The 15,074-nt window shown below is 61.8% G+C and carries 12 protein-coding genes; 5 read left to right on the forward strand and 7 right to left on the reverse strand.

The annotated features are described in order from the left end of the window. Window positions 1–23: 23 nt before the first annotated feature. The 4 genes from HX783_RS24425 to HX783_RS24440 all read right to left on the reverse strand — a co-directional run bounded on the left by HX783_RS24425 (window position 24) and on the right by HX783_RS24440 (window position 5,364). Window positions 24–1,646 carry an ATP-binding protein gene (locus tag HX783_RS24425; protein ID WP_218175355.1) on the reverse strand — a complete coding sequence of 541 codons (1,623 nt, stop codon included), beginning with the start codon at window positions 1,644–1,646 and terminating at the stop codon, window positions 24–26. Between the two features lie 47 nt (window positions 1,647–1,693). Next, entirely contained in the window at window positions 1,694–3,193 is a 1,500-nt protein-coding gene (locus tag HX783_RS24430) for an ATPase domain-containing protein (protein WP_159956616.1), read from the reverse strand. Window positions 3,194–3,335: 142 nt separating this feature from the next. Continuing rightward, on the reverse strand, window positions 3,336–4,394 hold the full coding sequence (locus HX783_RS24435) for a HEAT repeat domain-containing protein (RefSeq protein WP_159956615.1): 1,059 nt from the start codon (window positions 4,392–4,394) through the stop codon (window positions 3,336–3,338). A 76-nt stretch (window positions 4,395–4,470) separates the two neighbouring features. Further along, window positions 4,471–5,364: a bestrophin family protein gene (locus HX783_RS24440; protein WP_177018553.1), complete on the reverse strand. Its 894-nt coding sequence runs from the start codon at window positions 5,362–5,364 to the stop codon at window positions 4,471–4,473. A gap of 226 nt (window positions 5,365–5,590) precedes the next feature. Here HX783_RS24440 and HX783_RS24445 point away from each other — a divergent pair, with 226 nt between their 5' ends. From HX783_RS24445 to HX783_RS24465, 5 genes are read left to right on the forward strand one after another with little or no spacing between them, the layout of a single operon-like run. Next, entirely contained in the window at window positions 5,591–7,240 is a 1,650-nt protein-coding gene (locus HX783_RS24445; RefSeq protein WP_177018554.1) for an AMP-binding protein, read from the forward strand. Between the two features lie 21 nt (window positions 7,241–7,261). Then, window positions 7,262–8,029, forward strand: a complete 768-nt coding sequence (locus tag HX783_RS24450) for an SDR family NAD(P)-dependent oxidoreductase (protein WP_177018555.1) — start codon at window positions 7,262–7,264, stop codon at window positions 8,027–8,029. A 12-nt stretch (window positions 8,030–8,041) separates the two neighbouring features. Further along, window positions 8,042–9,226, forward strand: coding sequence for an acetyl-CoA C-acyltransferase (locus tag HX783_RS24455; protein WP_177018556.1), 1,185 nt, complete (start codon window positions 8,042–8,044; stop codon window positions 9,224–9,226). Between the two features lie 9 nt (window positions 9,227–9,235). After that, window positions 9,236–10,363: an acyl-CoA dehydrogenase gene (locus HX783_RS24460; RefSeq protein WP_159956606.1), complete on the forward strand. Its 1,128-nt coding sequence runs from the start codon at window positions 9,236–9,238 to the stop codon at window positions 10,361–10,363. Window positions 10,364–10,374: 11 nt separating this feature from the next. Further along, entirely contained in the window at window positions 10,375–11,148 is a 774-nt protein-coding gene (locus HX783_RS24465) for an enoyl-CoA hydratase (RefSeq protein ID WP_177018557.1), read from the forward strand. Between the two features lie 192 nt (window positions 11,149–11,340). Here HX783_RS24465 and HX783_RS24470 read toward each other — a convergent pair whose 3' ends face one another. From HX783_RS24470 to HX783_RS24480, 3 genes are all read right to left on the reverse strand, one after another. Continuing rightward, window positions 11,341–12,492, reverse strand: a complete 1,152-nt coding sequence (locus HX783_RS24470; protein ID WP_177018558.1) for an acyl-CoA dehydrogenase family protein — start codon at window positions 12,490–12,492, stop codon at window positions 11,341–11,343. Window positions 12,493–12,495: 3 nt separating this feature from the next. Continuing rightward, the gene (locus tag HX783_RS24475; RefSeq protein ID WP_177018559.1) at window positions 12,496–13,599 is read right to left on the reverse strand and encodes an enoyl-CoA hydratase/isomerase family protein; all 1,104 of its coding nucleotides are present in this window, start codon (window positions 13,597–13,599) and stop codon (window positions 12,496–12,498) included. Window positions 13,600–13,716: 117 nt separating this feature from the next. Further along, entirely contained in the window at window positions 13,717–14,430 is a 714-nt protein-coding gene (locus HX783_RS24480; RefSeq protein ID WP_177018560.1) for an HPP family protein, read from the reverse strand. Between the last annotated feature and the right edge of the window lie 644 nt (window positions 14,431–15,074).

Raw genomic sequence — 15,074 nt, forward strand, 5'->3', positions numbered from 1 at the left:
AAGGGGGCTGCGTCCCTGCAGCCCTATTTTTTAATCATCTCACGCACTTTTGCCGTCAACAGATCAAACGTGAACGGCTTGGTGATCAGTTGCATCCCCGGGTCGAGAAAACCACCGCGCACTGCCGCGTGTTCGGCGTAACCGGTGATAAACAACACCTTGAGGTCCGGCCGCAGCTGCCGGCCGATTTCCGCCATTTGCCGGCCATTCATGCCGGGCAGGCCCACGTCGCTGATCAGCAGGTCGATACGCTGTTCGGACTCGATAATGGGCAGCGCCGTATTGGCATCACCCGCCTCGACGGAGGCATACCCCAGCTCTTTGAGCACTGCACACACCAACACCCGCACTGCCGGGTCATCTTCGACGATCAACACGGTTTCACCGGCATTGGCGAATGGCAGCAATGTCGGGTTAATGGGCGCCTGCGTCTGCATTTCGCCCAGGAAACGCGGCAGGAACAGGCTGACAGTGGTGCCGATGCCGACTTCGCTGTGGATCGTCACATGGCCGTGGGACTGGCGAGCAAAACCATAAATCATCGATAAACCAAGGCCGGTGCCCTGACCGATGGGCTTGGTGGTGAAAAATGGATCAAACACACGGCCCATCAAGTGCTCCGGGATACCGCAACCTGTGTCACTGACGCTCAGCTCAACGTAATCGCCGGGCTTCAACGTGCCGTAGGCGGCGGTGAACACGCTGTCCAGGTGGCGATTGGTGGTCTCAACCACCAGTTTTCCGCCGCCGGGCATGGCGTCGCGCGCGTTGATCACCAGGTTGAGCAGGGCGCTTTCCAGCTGGTTGGGGTCGGCTTCGGCGGTCCACAGTTGCTCGGTCAGGCGCATGTCGAGGGCGATGCTTTCGTTGATGCTGCGTTGCAGCAGCTCGCCCATGGACGTCACCAGCTGGTTGATTTCCACCGGTTTTGAGTCCAGCGACTGGCGCCGCGAAAACGCCAGCAACCGGTGGGTCAGGCCTGCGGCGCGGTTCGCCGACGTCACGCCGAGGTCGATCAGGCTGTCGAGATCGTCGAGTTTTCCGCGTGACACGCGTCGGCGCAATAGCTCAAGGCTGCCGATAATGCCGGTGAGCATGTTGTTGAAGTCATGGGCGATGCCGCCGGTCAATTGGCCCACGGCTTCCATTTTCTGTGACTGGCGCAGCGCCTCCTCATTGCTGCGCAGTTGCGCCGTGCGCTCTTCGACTTGCTGCTCCAGGGTCTCCAGCGTGCGTTGCAGGCGCAGCTCGCTTTCGCTCAAGTCGATCAAGCGGTCGCGCGCTTCATATTGCCGGCGTCGACCGCGCAGGGCGGCGCTGACCAGGCTGATCAGCGTCACCGGATGGAAAGGGCGCTCAAGGAACGTCACGTTGCCCAGCAGACCGCTCAAATGCGAAGAACCGTTATGGTCGCTGCCGCCATGGTGGGTCATCAGCACGATCGGCAGATCCGACCACGCCGGCTGTTGATGCAGGTGCTCCAGCAGCGGCTCGATATCCACGCCGCGCAGGGCTTCGGCGGCAATCACCAGCAAGCCGGCCCCTTGCTCCAGGGCTTCGCATAAATTCGCCAGGCTGGTGGCAACGATACCGCTGTAACCGGCTTCGTTGAGCATCATCAGCGCCAGAGAGCCGTCACGGCCCATCGGTGCCAGGATGATTGCACGCTCGGATTCGGGAGAAATGCGCGCCACTAGCCCTCATCCTTGAGCAGGGGCGAGCCGGCGCCCATGTAGGTCGGAATGCCGCGCAATACACCCTGGAAGTTGTCGAGGGGTTCGCCGACGGTCATGCCACGGTTGCCGATGCGGTATTCGCGAATCGTCGACTCGTGGGCACCGGTGCGTTTCTTGATGATCGAAATGGCCCGGCGTACCTTGCCCAGGGCTTCGAAATAACGCAGCAGAATCACGGTGTCAGCCAGGTAAGTGATGTCGACCGGCGCCTGCATGTCACCAACCAGCCCGTGCTGGGCGACGGTCATGAAGGTCGCAGCGCCGCGACGGTTCAGGTACAGCAGCAATTCATGCATGTGCAGGATCAGCGCGTTTTCTTCCGGCATCGCGGCCTGGTAGCCGTTGATGCTGTCGATAACCACGGTTTTGATCCCGCCTTCGTCGACGCAACGGCGTACCCGGTGCGAAAACTCGCCGGGGGACAGCTCGGCGGCGTCGACCTGTTCGATCAACAGGTTGCCGGTGGCTTGCAGCGCGGCGAGGTCGATGCCCATGTTGCCCATGCGCTCGAACAGCAAACCGAGTTCTTCGTCGAAGATAAACAGCGCAGCTTTTTCGCCACGGGCGACCGCAGCGGCGGCAAAGATCATCGAGATCAGCGATTTGCCCGTACCGGCCGGGCCGAGAATCAAGCTGCTGGAACCGGTCTCGACGCCGCCACCCATCAGGGCGTCCAACTCGGCGATGCCGCTGCTCAGGGTCTGGCGCACATAACCGCCGCGATGCTCGGCGGCGACCAGGCGCGGGAACACATGGATACCGTCGCCCATAATGGTGAAGTCGTGGAACCCCCCGCGGTATTTCTGCCCGCGGTATTTCACCACCCGCACGCGGCGGCGTTCGGCGCCGTAGTTGGGGGTCAGCTCTTCCAGGCGGATCACGCCGTGGGCCACGCTGTGCACGGTTTTATCCAGGGATTCGGTGGTCAGGTCGTCGAGCAGCAGCACCGTGGCGTCGTAGCGCACAAAGTAGTGCTTGATCGCCAGAATCTGGCGGCGATAACGTAGCGAGCTTTGCGCCAGCAGGCGGATTTCCGAAAGGCTGTCGATGACCACGCGGGTCGGCTTGACCCGTTCGACCACTTCAAAGATCTGGCGGGTGGCTTCGCCCAGTTCCAGGTCGGAGGAATACAGCAGGCTCTGCTGGTGGTCGGCGTTGAGCAAGCTCTCTGGCGGGGTGAGTTCGAAGATATGGATATTGTCATCCAGGTCCCAGCCGTGGGATTTGGCACCCTGGCGCAGTTCGCGCTCGGTCTCGGACAGGGTGATGTACAGGGATCGCTCACCGTTTTTCGCGCCGGCCTGCAAAAAGTGCAGCGCTACGGTGGTTTTACCGGTGCCAGGTTCGCCTTCCAGCAAGAACAGGTGGCTGCGTGATAGCCCTCCGGCAAGAATGTCATCAAGACCTTCGATGCCGGTGGCCGCCTTTTCACTGAACAGCTCTTTGGATGTAGACAAGAAGTGCCCTCGGGTCACGTACAAGTAGAGGAGCGCGCCGCCCGGGGCGCGCCATATTTACTTGACCGTAGTGGCACGTAGCGGTTCAACCGCTGGTGATATTTGTACAACACTGCATGGGATTTACAGTTTTTCCAACAGGTTACAGGCCTTGCTGCAGTGCAGGGTCGTCGGGGTTCTGTTGCTCAAGCTGGGCCAGCAAGACTTGCACGTTCTGCAATTGGCCGGTTTCTTTCCAGTAGTTCACGAGCAACACGCGGGCTTTGCGGTTGGCGGGATGGCGCTGAATGATGTCTTCCAACTGGCGCTGGGCCGCTTCCAATTCTTCCTGGGCGTGCAGGGTAGTGGCCAGGTCGTAACGGTAGTCTTGATTGTCCGGCTCCAGCTCCACCGCCTTGGACAGGCCGAGCAAGGCGTAAGGGCGTTCGCCATGGTGCAGCAGCCACATGCCCAGCGCGTGCTGCAAGTAGGCGGACTCCGGGTGCGCCGCCAGTTGCCGCGCCAGCAGTTGGCGGGATTCATCGGTCTTGCCCTGCTTATCCAGCAGCTCGATCTGCGCGACGACCGCTTGCAGGTTGTCCGGCTGCAAACGCATGGCCTGTTCCAACGCATTTTGCGCGTCCGGCAGCAGGGCGCTGTGGATGTAAAGGCGCGCCAGTTGAATCCAGCTTTCAGCGGTTTCGGGCTGACCCTTGAGCTGTTTCACGAATTCATCGAGTACTTGCTGCAACGGCCCGAAGTACAAACCGAGGGTGTCCGGCGAAAGGCCGAGCAAGGCGTTGGCGGCGGCAAAGCGCACTTCTTGTTCGGGATCATCCAGCACCGGCCCCAGCAACAGCACACGTTGGCCGTTGGGCACCAGGCCGACAATGCTGTGAATCGCCGCCTCGCGCACCAGTGGCGAATCATTGGCCAAGTCTTTATCGGCGAGTTTCAGCGCCTGGGGGCTTGGGTAGTTGGGCAATTCGGCGTGCAAAGCAGCGCGCCGTTCAGGCGAGAGGTCCGGGCGCCCGAGCTGTTGATACAGCACACGGGCCGCACCCGGTTCACCGTTATGCGCCTGCTTCAAGGCTTTGGCGTAACCATGGGCAATCGCCGGCGGCACATTCACCGGGGTAGAGCGTGAGAAAAACCAGGTGAGCAACACGATTAACAACAGGGCGCACAGGCCGATGATGGAGTAACGGCGTGACTTTGACATGCAGGCGTCCAAAAGCTGGGGCAGCTATTGCAAAGCCATCAGCTTCGGTCAGACCACGGCGAGTGTCAAACCCGCATCAGGTCAACACGTATTCAATCGGCTCCAACGCAGGCGGCAAGTCGACTTCGCCGAGCGCCGCAAGAATCTCGCGCTCCAGGGTGCGCACGAGGGCATTGCACGGCAGGTCGTTTTCATCGAAACCGAACGGGTCTTCGAGGTCGTCGCCGATTTCATCCAGGCCAAAGAAGGTGTAGCTGACAATGGCGGTGAACACCGGCGTCAGCCAGCCCAAGGGCTCGGCCATGGCGAACGGCAACAGAATGCAGAACAGGTAGATGGTGCGGTGCAGCAGCAGCGTGTAAGGGAAGGGCAGTGGCGTGTGCTTGATCCGCTCACACGAAGCCTGCACCTGGCTCAGGCTGACCAGTCGGGTTTCCAGCTGGGTGTAGCGCCATTCGCTGATCACGCCCTGTTCGGCCAACTGCGAAAACCGCGCGCCCAACTGCTGCAATACCTGGTCGGGGAGGTTGGGGTGCGCTTGATCAACTCCGATCCAGGGTGTTATCGCCCCAGCCTCATCCTCATGGCGCAGTCGCGCAATCAAACCGTGGGCAAAGCCGCAAAGGCCACGCAGCAACCCCGCACGCTCAACCGGGTCACCCAGCACCTGGGTTTCGCGAATCAGCGAGCGCACCTCAATGATCATTTGCCCCAGTTGCTTGCGGCCTTCCCACCAGCGGTCGTAGCAGGCGTTGTTGCGAAAACTCATGAAGATCGACAGCGACAACCCCAGCAAGGTGAAGGGCGTGGCGTTGACCTTGGAGAAATAGGCCGGGTGCAGGGTTTCGACCAGCACGATCACCGAGGCCAGCAGCGTGACCAGCAGGCTGCGCAAGGCAATGCGCTTGGCAATCGAACCCTTGAGGGAAAACAGGATACCCAGGAGGTTGGGTTTGGGACGGACGATCATCGCGGGGAGACTTCTTCGCTGGCGCAGGCCATCAGGTTAGAAGGCCGGGCCCAAAGCGTCCAATCACTTGGGCTGACCAACTGATCAGCGGGATCAATGATTGGCCAAACCAGTCAGCCAAGTTGAAGGCTTTGACCATTGCCGCTGCAGCGCTCTAGAGCGACTATTTCCACGATTTACATGCTGAAAAACGTCCTGAAAATAAAAACCACAAGGATTTGAAGCGATGCGTGAGTATTTGGCTGCCACCACCGAGTTTGATTACCAGCACACCGTCGATACCGCACTGGCCGGTAACCTGCAGGCGCTGAATGCCTGCGTGGAATGCTGCGACCGGCACGCGTTGCCGGGGCGCATCGCGCTGTTTTGGGAGGGCAAGGACGGGCAAAGCGCGACGTCAACCTTTACTCAATTGCAGGACCAGGCGGCCCGCTTCGCCAATTTCCTCTTGGCCCAGGGCGTCAAGCGCGGTGACAAGGTCGCGGGCCTGCTGCCACGCACGGCGGAACTGCTGGTGGTGGTGTTCGCCACCTGGCGCATTGGTGCGGTTTACCAGCCGCTGTTCACTGCGTTTGGCCCCAAAGCCATCGAGCACCGGCTGAGCAGTTCCGGCGCGGCGCTGGTGGTCACCGATGCGGTGAACCGGCCCAAGCTGGCTGAAGTCGAGGGCTGCCCGACCATCGTCACGGTCGCCGGCGCCAAGGGCGAAGGCATCGTGCGCGGCGATTACAGCTTCTGGGCCGAGTTGCCCAACTATTCAAATGCCTGCAAGCCAGTGTTGCTGGGCGCAGACGACCCATTCCTGTTGATGTTCACCTCGGGCACCACCGGCCCGTCGAAAGCGCTGTCGGTGCCGCTCAAGGCGATTGTCGCGTTCCAGAGCTACACCCGCGACGCCGTGGACCTGCGCCCCGAAGACGCGTTCTGGAACGTGGCCGATCCGGGCTGGGCCTATGGCATTTATTTCGGCGTCACCGGGCCGTTGTCCATGGGCCACCCGATCACCTTCTACGATGGGCCGTTCACCCTGGAAAGCACCTGCCGGGTGATCAACAAGTATGCAATTACCAACCTCACCGGTTCGCCGACCGCCTACCGCCTGCTGATTGCCGGTGGCGAGCAGTTCGCGCGGTCGATCAAGGGCAAGCTGCGCATTGTCAGCAGCGCCGGCGAGCCATTGAACCCCGAGGTTATCCGCTGGTTTGCCGACAACCTCGGCGTGACCATCCACGACCACTACGGCCAGACCGAGTTGGGCATGGTGCTGTGCAACCACCACGGCCTTGAGCATCCGGTGCATGTCGGCTCGGCCGGCTTTGCCTCGCCGGGGCACCGCATTGTGGTACTGGATGACGATAATCAGGAGTTGCCTGCCGGCCAGCCGGGCATCCTCGCCATCGACCGTGAACAGTCGCCGATGTGCTGGTTCGCCGGCTACGACGGCGTGAAGACCAAGGCGTTTGTCGGCAAGTACTACCTCAGCGGTGACACCGTGGAGTTGAACCCGGACGGCAGCATCAGCTTTGTCGGGCGCAGTGACGATGTGATCACCACCTCCGGCTACCGCGTCGGCCCGTTCGACGTGGAGAGCGCGCTGGTCGAACACCCGGCCGTGATCGAGGCCGCCGTGGTCGGCAAGCCCGACCCGGAGCGCACCGAACTGGTCAAGGCCTTCGTGGTGATCAACGCGCAATACCGCGCCACCCCGGAACTCGCCGAGGAGTTGCGCCTGCACGTGCGCAAGCGTCTCGCCGCGCATGCTTACCCGCGAGAAATCGAATTTGTCAGCGACTTGCCCAAGACCCCAAGCGGCAAGTTGCAGCGTTTTATTTTGCGTAATCAGGAAATCGCCAAAGCTCAAGCGATAACGGCGTGATCCCCTTCAAAGGAAATCATGATGCAGATTGAAAACAAGGTATTCCTGGTCAGCGGCGGCGCGTCGGGCCTCGGCGCGGCCACCGCTGAAATGCTGGTAGCCGCCGGCGCCAAGGTGATGCTGGTGGACCTGAATGCCGAGGCTGTCGAGGCCAAGGCCAGGCAGCTCGGCGCTAACGCCCGCAGCGCCGTCGCGGATATCAGCCAGGAAGCCGCTGCCGAAGCGGCGGTGCACGCTGCCGTTGCTGCCTTTGGCGCGCTGCATGGGCTGGTGAACTGCGCCGGCGTGGTGCGCGGCGAGAAGATCCTCGGCAAAAACGGCCCGCACGCCTTGGCCAGCTTTGCCCAGGTGATCAACGTCAACCTGATCGGCAGCTTCAACCTGCTGCGCCTGGCCGCTGCGGCCATCGCTGAAACCGAAGCGAATGCCGATGGCGAGCGCGGCGTGATCATCAACACCGCCTCGGTGGCCGCCTTTGACGGGCAGATCGGCCAGGCGGCGTATGCGGCGTCCAAGGGCGCCATCGCCAGCCTGACGCTGCCGGCCGCCCGCGAACTGGCGCGCTTCGGCATTCGGGTCATGACCATCGCCCCGGGCATTTTCGAAACGCCAATGATGGCCGGCATGATACCCGAAGTGCGCGACTCCCTGGCCGCCGGCGTGCCATTCCCGCCGCGCCTGGGCAAGCCCGCCGAGTACGCCGCGCTGGTACGCCACATCATTGAAAACAGCATGCTCAACGGCGAGGTGATCCGTCTCGACGGTGCCTTGCGCATGGCCGCCAAGTAAGGAGGATTTTTTATGAACGACCCCATCGTAATCGTCAGTGCCGCGCGTACGCCCATGGGCGGTTTCCAGGGCGACCTCAAAGGGCTGACCGCGCCGCAACTGGGCGCTGCCGCGATCCGCGCTGCCGTCGAACGCGCCGGTATTGCCAGCGATGCCGTGGATGAAGTGCTGTTCGGCTGCGTGTTGCCCGCAGGCCTCGGCCAGGCGCCTGCGCGTCAGGCGGCCTTGGGCGCCGGGTTGGACAAGGGCACCCGCTGCACCACGCTCAACAAGATGTGCGGCTCGGGCATGGAAGCCACGATTCTTGCCCACGACTCGCTGTTGGCCGGCAGTGTCGACGTGGTGGTCGCCGGTGGCATGGAAAGCATGTCCAACGCGCCGTATTTACTTGACCGCGCGCGCAGCGGCTACCGCATGGGCCACGGCAAGGTGCTTGACCACATGTTCCTCGACGGCCTCGAAGACGCCTACGACAAGGGCCGCCTGATGGGCACCTTTGCCGAAGACTGCGCCGAGCACAACGGCTTCAGCCGTGAGGCCCAGGACGCCTTCGCCATCGCCTCGCTGACCCGTGCCCAAGAGGCGATCACCCACGGCAGTTTCGCTGCCGAGATCGTGCCGGTGCAGGTCACCGTGGGCAAAGAGCAAAAAACCGTCCTGCATGACGAGCAACCTCCCAAAGCCAAGCTCGACAAGATCGCCAGCCTTAAACCGGCGTTCCGCGAAGGCGGCACGGTGACGGCGGCCAACTCCAGTTCGATTTCCGACGGCGCGGCGGCATTGCTGCTGATGCGCCAGTCCGAAGCGGACAAGCGCGGCCTCAAACCGCTGGCGGTGATCCATGGCCACGCGGCGTTTGCCGATGAGCCGGGGCTGTTCCCGGTGGCGCCGGTCGGCGCGATTCGCAAGCTGATGAGCAAGACCGGCTGGAACCTCGGCGACGTCGACCTGTTCGAGATCAACGAAGCCTTTGCGGTGGTCAGCCTCGTGACCATGAGCAAGCTGGAAATCCCTCACAGCAAGGTCAATGTCCACGGTGGCGCCTGCGCCCTGGGCCATCCGATTGGCGCATCGGGCGCACGGATTCTGGTGACCTTGCTCTCGGCCCTGCGCCAGAAAGGCCTCAAGCGCGGCGTTGCTGCAATCTGTATCGGCGGTGGTGAAGCCACGGCCATGGCCGTTGAATGCGTGTATTAAGGACCGTTTATGCTGCCCAATGACGAACAACTGCAAATCAGCGACGCGGCCCGGCAATTCGCCCAGGAGCGCTTGAAGCCCTTCGCCGCCGAATGGGACCGCGAGCATCGCTTTCCCAAGGAAGCCATCGGCGAAATGGCCGAGCTGGGCTTTTTCGGCATGCTGGTGCCGGAACAGTGGGGCGGTTGCGACACCGGCTACCTCGCCTATGCGATGGCCCTGGAGGAGATCGCCGCCGGTGACGGCGCCTGCTCGACCATCATGAGCGTGCACAACTCGGTGGGCTGCGTGCCGATTCTTAAATTCGGCAACGATCAGCAGAAAGAACAGTTCCTCAAGCCCCTGGCCAGCGGCGCCATGCTTGGCGCCTTTGCACTGACCGAACCGCAGGCCGGTTCTGACGCGAGCAGCCTGAAAACCCGCGCACGCCTGGACGGCGATCACTATGTACTGAACGGCTGCAAACAGTTCATCACCTCCGGGCAGAACGCCGGGATCGTGATTGTGTTCGCGGTCACCGACCCGGCCGCCGGCAAGCGTGGGATCAGCGCGTTTATCGTGCCCACCGACTCACCGGGCTATACCGTCGCGCGAGTCGAAGACAAACTTGGCCAGCATGCGTCCGATACCTGCCAGATTTTGTTTGAAGACGTGAAGGTGCCAGTGGCGAACCGGCTTGGGGAGGAGGGTGAAGGCTACAAGATCGCCCTGGCCAACCTCGAAGGTGGGCGCGTGGGCATCGCCTCGCAGTCGGTAGGCATGGCCCGCGCCGCGTTTGAAGCCGCCCGCGACTATGCGCGTGAGCGCGAAAGTTTTGGCAAAGCCTTGATCGAACACCAGGCCGTGGCGTTCCGCCTGGCCGACATGGCCACGCAAATCGCGGTCGCCCGGCAGATGGTGCACTACGCCGCCGCCCTGCGCGACAGCGGCAAGCCGGCCCTGGTCGAAGCCTCGATGGCCAAGCTGTTCGCCTCGGAAATGGCTGAAAAAGTCTGCTCGGCCGCCTTGCAAACCTTGGGCGGTTACGGTTACCTGAGCGACTTCCCCTTGGAGCGGATCTACCGCGATGTGCGGGTCTGCCAGATTTACGAAGGCACCAGCGATATCCAGCGCATGGTCATCTCACGCAATCTTTAAGGAGCCGATACATGAATTACGAAACCATTTTGCTTGAAGTGCAGGGCCGCGTCGGGCTGATTACCCTTAATCGCCCGCAAGCCCTGAACGCCTTGAATGCGCAACTGGTCAGCGAGTTGAACAAGGCGCTGGACGGCCTGGAAGCCAACCCGGAAATCGGCTGTATCGTGCTGACCGGCTCGAAAAAAGCCTTCGCCGCCGGTGCCGACATCAAGGAAATGGCCGAACTGACCTACCCGCAGATCTACCTCGACGACCTGTTCAGCGACAGCGACCGCGTGGCCAACCGCCGTAAGCCGATCATTGCCGCCGTCAACGGCTTCGCCCTGGGTGGCGGCTGCGAACTGGCGTTGATGTGCGACTTCATCCTGGCGGGCGATGGCGCCAAGTTCGGCCAGCCGGAAATCAACCTCGGCGTGCTGCCGGGCATGGGCGGCACCCAACGCCTTACGCGTGCAGTGGGCAAAGCCAAAGCCATGGAAATGTGCCTGACCGGGCGCTTTATCGATGCGGTGGAAGCTGAACGCTGCGGGATTGTGGCGCGCATCGTGCCGGCAGATGAGCTGCTGGAAGAAGCGTTGAAAGTCGCGACGCTGATCGCCGGCAAATCGGTGCCGATCAGCATGATGGTCAAGGAAAGCGTGAACCGCGCGTTTGAAGTGAGCCTGTCCGAAGGCGTGCGCTTTGAACGCCGAGTGTTCCATGCCGCGTTTGCGACACAGGATCAAAAAGAAGGCATGGCCGCATTCGTGGCCAAGCGTGCGCCTGAGTTCAAGGACAAGTAACCCGGTCTCAAGAACCCTGGAGATCAAACTGTGGGAGCGGCGGTGCGACGATTCGACTTGCTCGCGAATGCAGTTCATCAGTCACTGCATCTTTGACTGACCGACCGCATTCGCGAGCAAGCCCGCTCCCACATTGGTTAGGGGGTTGTCAGTTACACAACTGATTACCTAGACCCCTGTGGGAACTGGCTCTCAGAGCTGGTAGTTCTTGAGTTCCCGCGCAATCACCATCCGCTGAATCTCGCTGGTGCCCTCGTAAATCTGCGTGATCCGCGCATCCCGGTAGTAACGCTCCACCGGGTAATCCTCCAGATACCCATACCCGCCATGAATCTGCATCGCTGAAGAGCAGACCTTTTCGGCCATTTCCGAGGCGAACAGCTTGGCCTGGGACGCTTCCGACAGGCATGGCTTGCCGGCGCTGCGCAGGCGCGCCGCATGCAGGATCAGCAAGCGTGCGGCATTCAAGCGGGTTTGCATGTCGGCCAGCAGGTTGGCAACGCTCTGGTGCTCGATAATCGCCTGTTTGAACTGCACTCGGTCGCGGGCATACACCAGCGCCGCTTCAAACGCCGCGCGGGCGATGCCCAGGGCCTGGGCGGCAATGCCGATGCGCCCGCCTTCGAGGTTGGACAGCGCAATGGCCAGGCCTTTGCCGCGCTCACCCAGCAGGTTGGCTTCGGGCACCGAGCACCCGTTGAGGGTGACCGCGCAGGTGTCCGAAGCGCGAATGCCCATCTTGTGTTCCGTGCGATCGACCACAAACCCCGGCGTGGCGGTGGGCACTAGAAACGCGGAAATACCTTTCTTGCCCAAGTCCGGGTCGGTCATCGCAAACACAATCGCCAGCTTGGCGCGTTTGCCGTTGCTCACGAACTGCTTGGCACCGTTAATCACCCACTGGCCATCGCGCAGCTCGGCGCGCGTACGCAGGTTGTGCGCCTCGGAACCGGCCTGGGGTTCGGTCAGGCAGAAACAGCCGATGGCTTGGCCACTGGCGAGGTCAGGCAGCCAGGTTTGCTTCTGTTCGTGTGTGCCGTAGTTGAGGATGGGCCCGCAACCGACTGAATTATGGATACTCATCAGCGCGCCGGTGGCGCCATCGCCGGCGGAAATCTCTTCGACCGCCAAGGCATAGGCGACGTAATCGACATAGGTGCCGCCCCATTCTTCGGGCACTACCATGCCCAGCAGGCCCAGTTCACCCATCTTGGCGACCAGGGCATCATCGATCCAGCCGGCTTTTTCCCAGGCTTGGGCGTGAGGGGCGATTTCGCCACGGGCGAAGTCACGCGCCATGTCGCGAATCATCACTTGTTCTTCAGTGTATTCAATATCTTGCATGGCTTATCTCCCAACCTGCTTGAAGTCGTGGAAGAAACTCTCGACATGGCTGGCGTCCAGCCCGTGGATCGCGGGCGGGTTCCAACGCGGGGTTTTGTCCTTGTCGATGATCAACGCGCGCACGCCTTCGATCAGGTCGCCGCGCTCGAACCATTGGCGGTCCAGGTGCAGTTCCAGCGCGAAGCACTGCTCCAACGGCAGGCGGCGGCCACGGCGCAGCATTTCGAGGGTGACGGCCATCGCCAGCGGCGAGCGGGTCTGCATCAGGTTCGCGGTCGTCAAGGCCCACTCATGGGTGTCGGCCACGGTGACTTGCTGCAACTGCTCAACGATGCTCGGCACGTCCGGCAGGGCGAAGAAATGGTCAATGGCTGGGCGCAAAGCCGCCAGCGGTGGGTCGGGCAATTGCTGCACGGCCAATTTGGCCAGTACGCCTTGCAGGTCCTTGAGCGGCGAGTCCTGCCATTGCAGGCGGTCGAGCTTGTGGTCCAGGTCGATGAGTTTGGCGCTGTCGATGCACCAGTCCGCCAGCCCGCAGTACAGCGCGTCGGCAGCGCGAATCTGCACGCCGGTCACGCCGAGGTAAATTCCCAGCTCACCGGGAATGCGCGGCAGGAAGTAGCTGCCGCCCACATCCGGAAAATAACCAATCGCCACTTCCGGCATCGCCAGGCGGCTGCGCTCGGTGACTACGCGCAGGTCGGCGCCTTGTACCAGGCCCATGCCGCCGCCCAGGACAAACCCGTCCATCAGCGCCAGTACGGGCTTGCGGTAATGGTGGATAGCCAGGTCGAGGGCGTACTCCTCGACGAAGAAGTCTTCGTGCAGGCGCTCGCCGTTCTTGAAGCTGTCGTAGAGGGAGCGAATGTCGCCACCGGCGCAGAAGGCTTTTTCGCCCGCACCGCGCAATACCACGGCATAGACCTGCGGGTCATCTGCCCAGGCCTGCAATTGCGCGGTCAGGCTGCGGACCATGTCCAGGGTAATGGCGTTCAAGCTGGCGGGGCGATTTAGGGTGAGGTGGCCGATGTGGTTGCGGACGTCGGCCAACACTTCTCCCTGAAGAATCTCGGCACGGCTTGCTTCGGATGAAACCTGAGCAGTCATCTGTAACTCCCTGCTTTTATTGTTCTTTATCAAGATGTTCGCGGACGAACCCTCTCGCGATCGTACCAGTGCAAATTTGCCCCGTACAACCCGGAATCATGCAGGTCGTTTTTGCATTTATGCAGCAGGGCGGCTGGCCAGTACTTCGCCGATGCTGCGGCGTCGCGCATGGCCTTCTGCCGCGTGGATCAGTTGTTCAAGCTCCGTCGGCGCCACGTCGTAGAACTGCTCCATTTCAGCCAGCGCCTGCTTCAAGTCGGCCGCGGTGATCGACGGGTCCGTAAGCGGCGCAGCCTGGCCCATGACGACGCTCTGCGCCTCAAGCGTGCCCTTGGGGTAACGCGTGCGGGTTGCGTTGTTATAGGCCAGCGCGCACGCCAGCAATGCCCCTGCGCCGAGCATGACCGGCGCGAGTTCCTGCCAGCCGAGGGCAATCGAGGCCGGGTCGGCGAGCACCAGGGTCATGGCCAGGCCGCCTGCGGGAGGGTGCAGGCAACGTAGCCAGCAGATCAGGATAACCGTCATGCCGGCCGCCAGGCAGGCGCTGCCCAACGTACGGCCCAGCACCCGGGCGACCAGCAGCGCCACAACGCCGGCGCACAAGTAGCTGCCGATAATCGACCAAGGCTGGGCAAGTGCACCGGACGACACCGCAAACAGCAGCACGGCCGAAGCACCGAGCGGGCCGAGCAGGTGCAAGGCCACCTCCATGCCAAACACTTGGGCACACACCCACACGCTGAGCAGCGTGCCCAAGGCCATGCCGATGGCGGCGCGGCTCCATTCGGCGGGGCGGGTATTGATGGCGGAGGGTAACCAGCGAGCGAGCATCGAGCGGATCCATAACAAAGCGGCAAAAAAAAAGGCTCGCCTGGTTGCCCGGAAAAGCCCTTTGAAGGTTCCAACATTTGGGGGAAGGAACACACGCAGTGTGCCGAGCTTGATGCTTAAGCGCCAGTGCATATTAATGAGGGTTGAATGCAAGAATAGTGCAGTTAATTCGCTGCACTGAAAAGCGCAGGGCGGTTCTAGTGTGCCGGCGCGGTGCTCAAATGACCCAGTACACGTATATCCGCTTCTTCGCTGAATAGTTGCCTTTGCAGGCTTTCCTGTAGCGCAGGGTCGTTGGATAGCGGCCCTTTCAACGCCACCAGGGCGTCACGCAGTGCCATCAACCGATCCAGCCTCGGCGGAGGAATAAACAACAGATCTTCCTGCACGGCATTGCCCTCATAAGAAGTAGGCCACGGTATGTGTGTGGCCCACAGCGTCCTTGTCGTTATGCAGCATGCACTTACCCCAGACGGTTGAGATCGTGGTGGTAGATAGTTAATGCGCTGGGCAACGAGTCTACATTTGGGTTCCAGGCACAGGAAGACAAAGCGCGCCAGCCGTTACGCATAGCTATGTAGGTGTTTTCTTGGTGGTTATGACGAAAAACGCCCACTCTTCACAGAGTGGGCGTTGTTTATTAA

The sequence above is a fragment of the Pseudomonas sp. D2002 genome, from assembly GCF_013385735.1.
In the GTDB taxonomy this organism is placed as follows: Bacteria; Pseudomonadota; Gammaproteobacteria; order Pseudomonadales; family Pseudomonadaceae; genus Aquipseudomonas.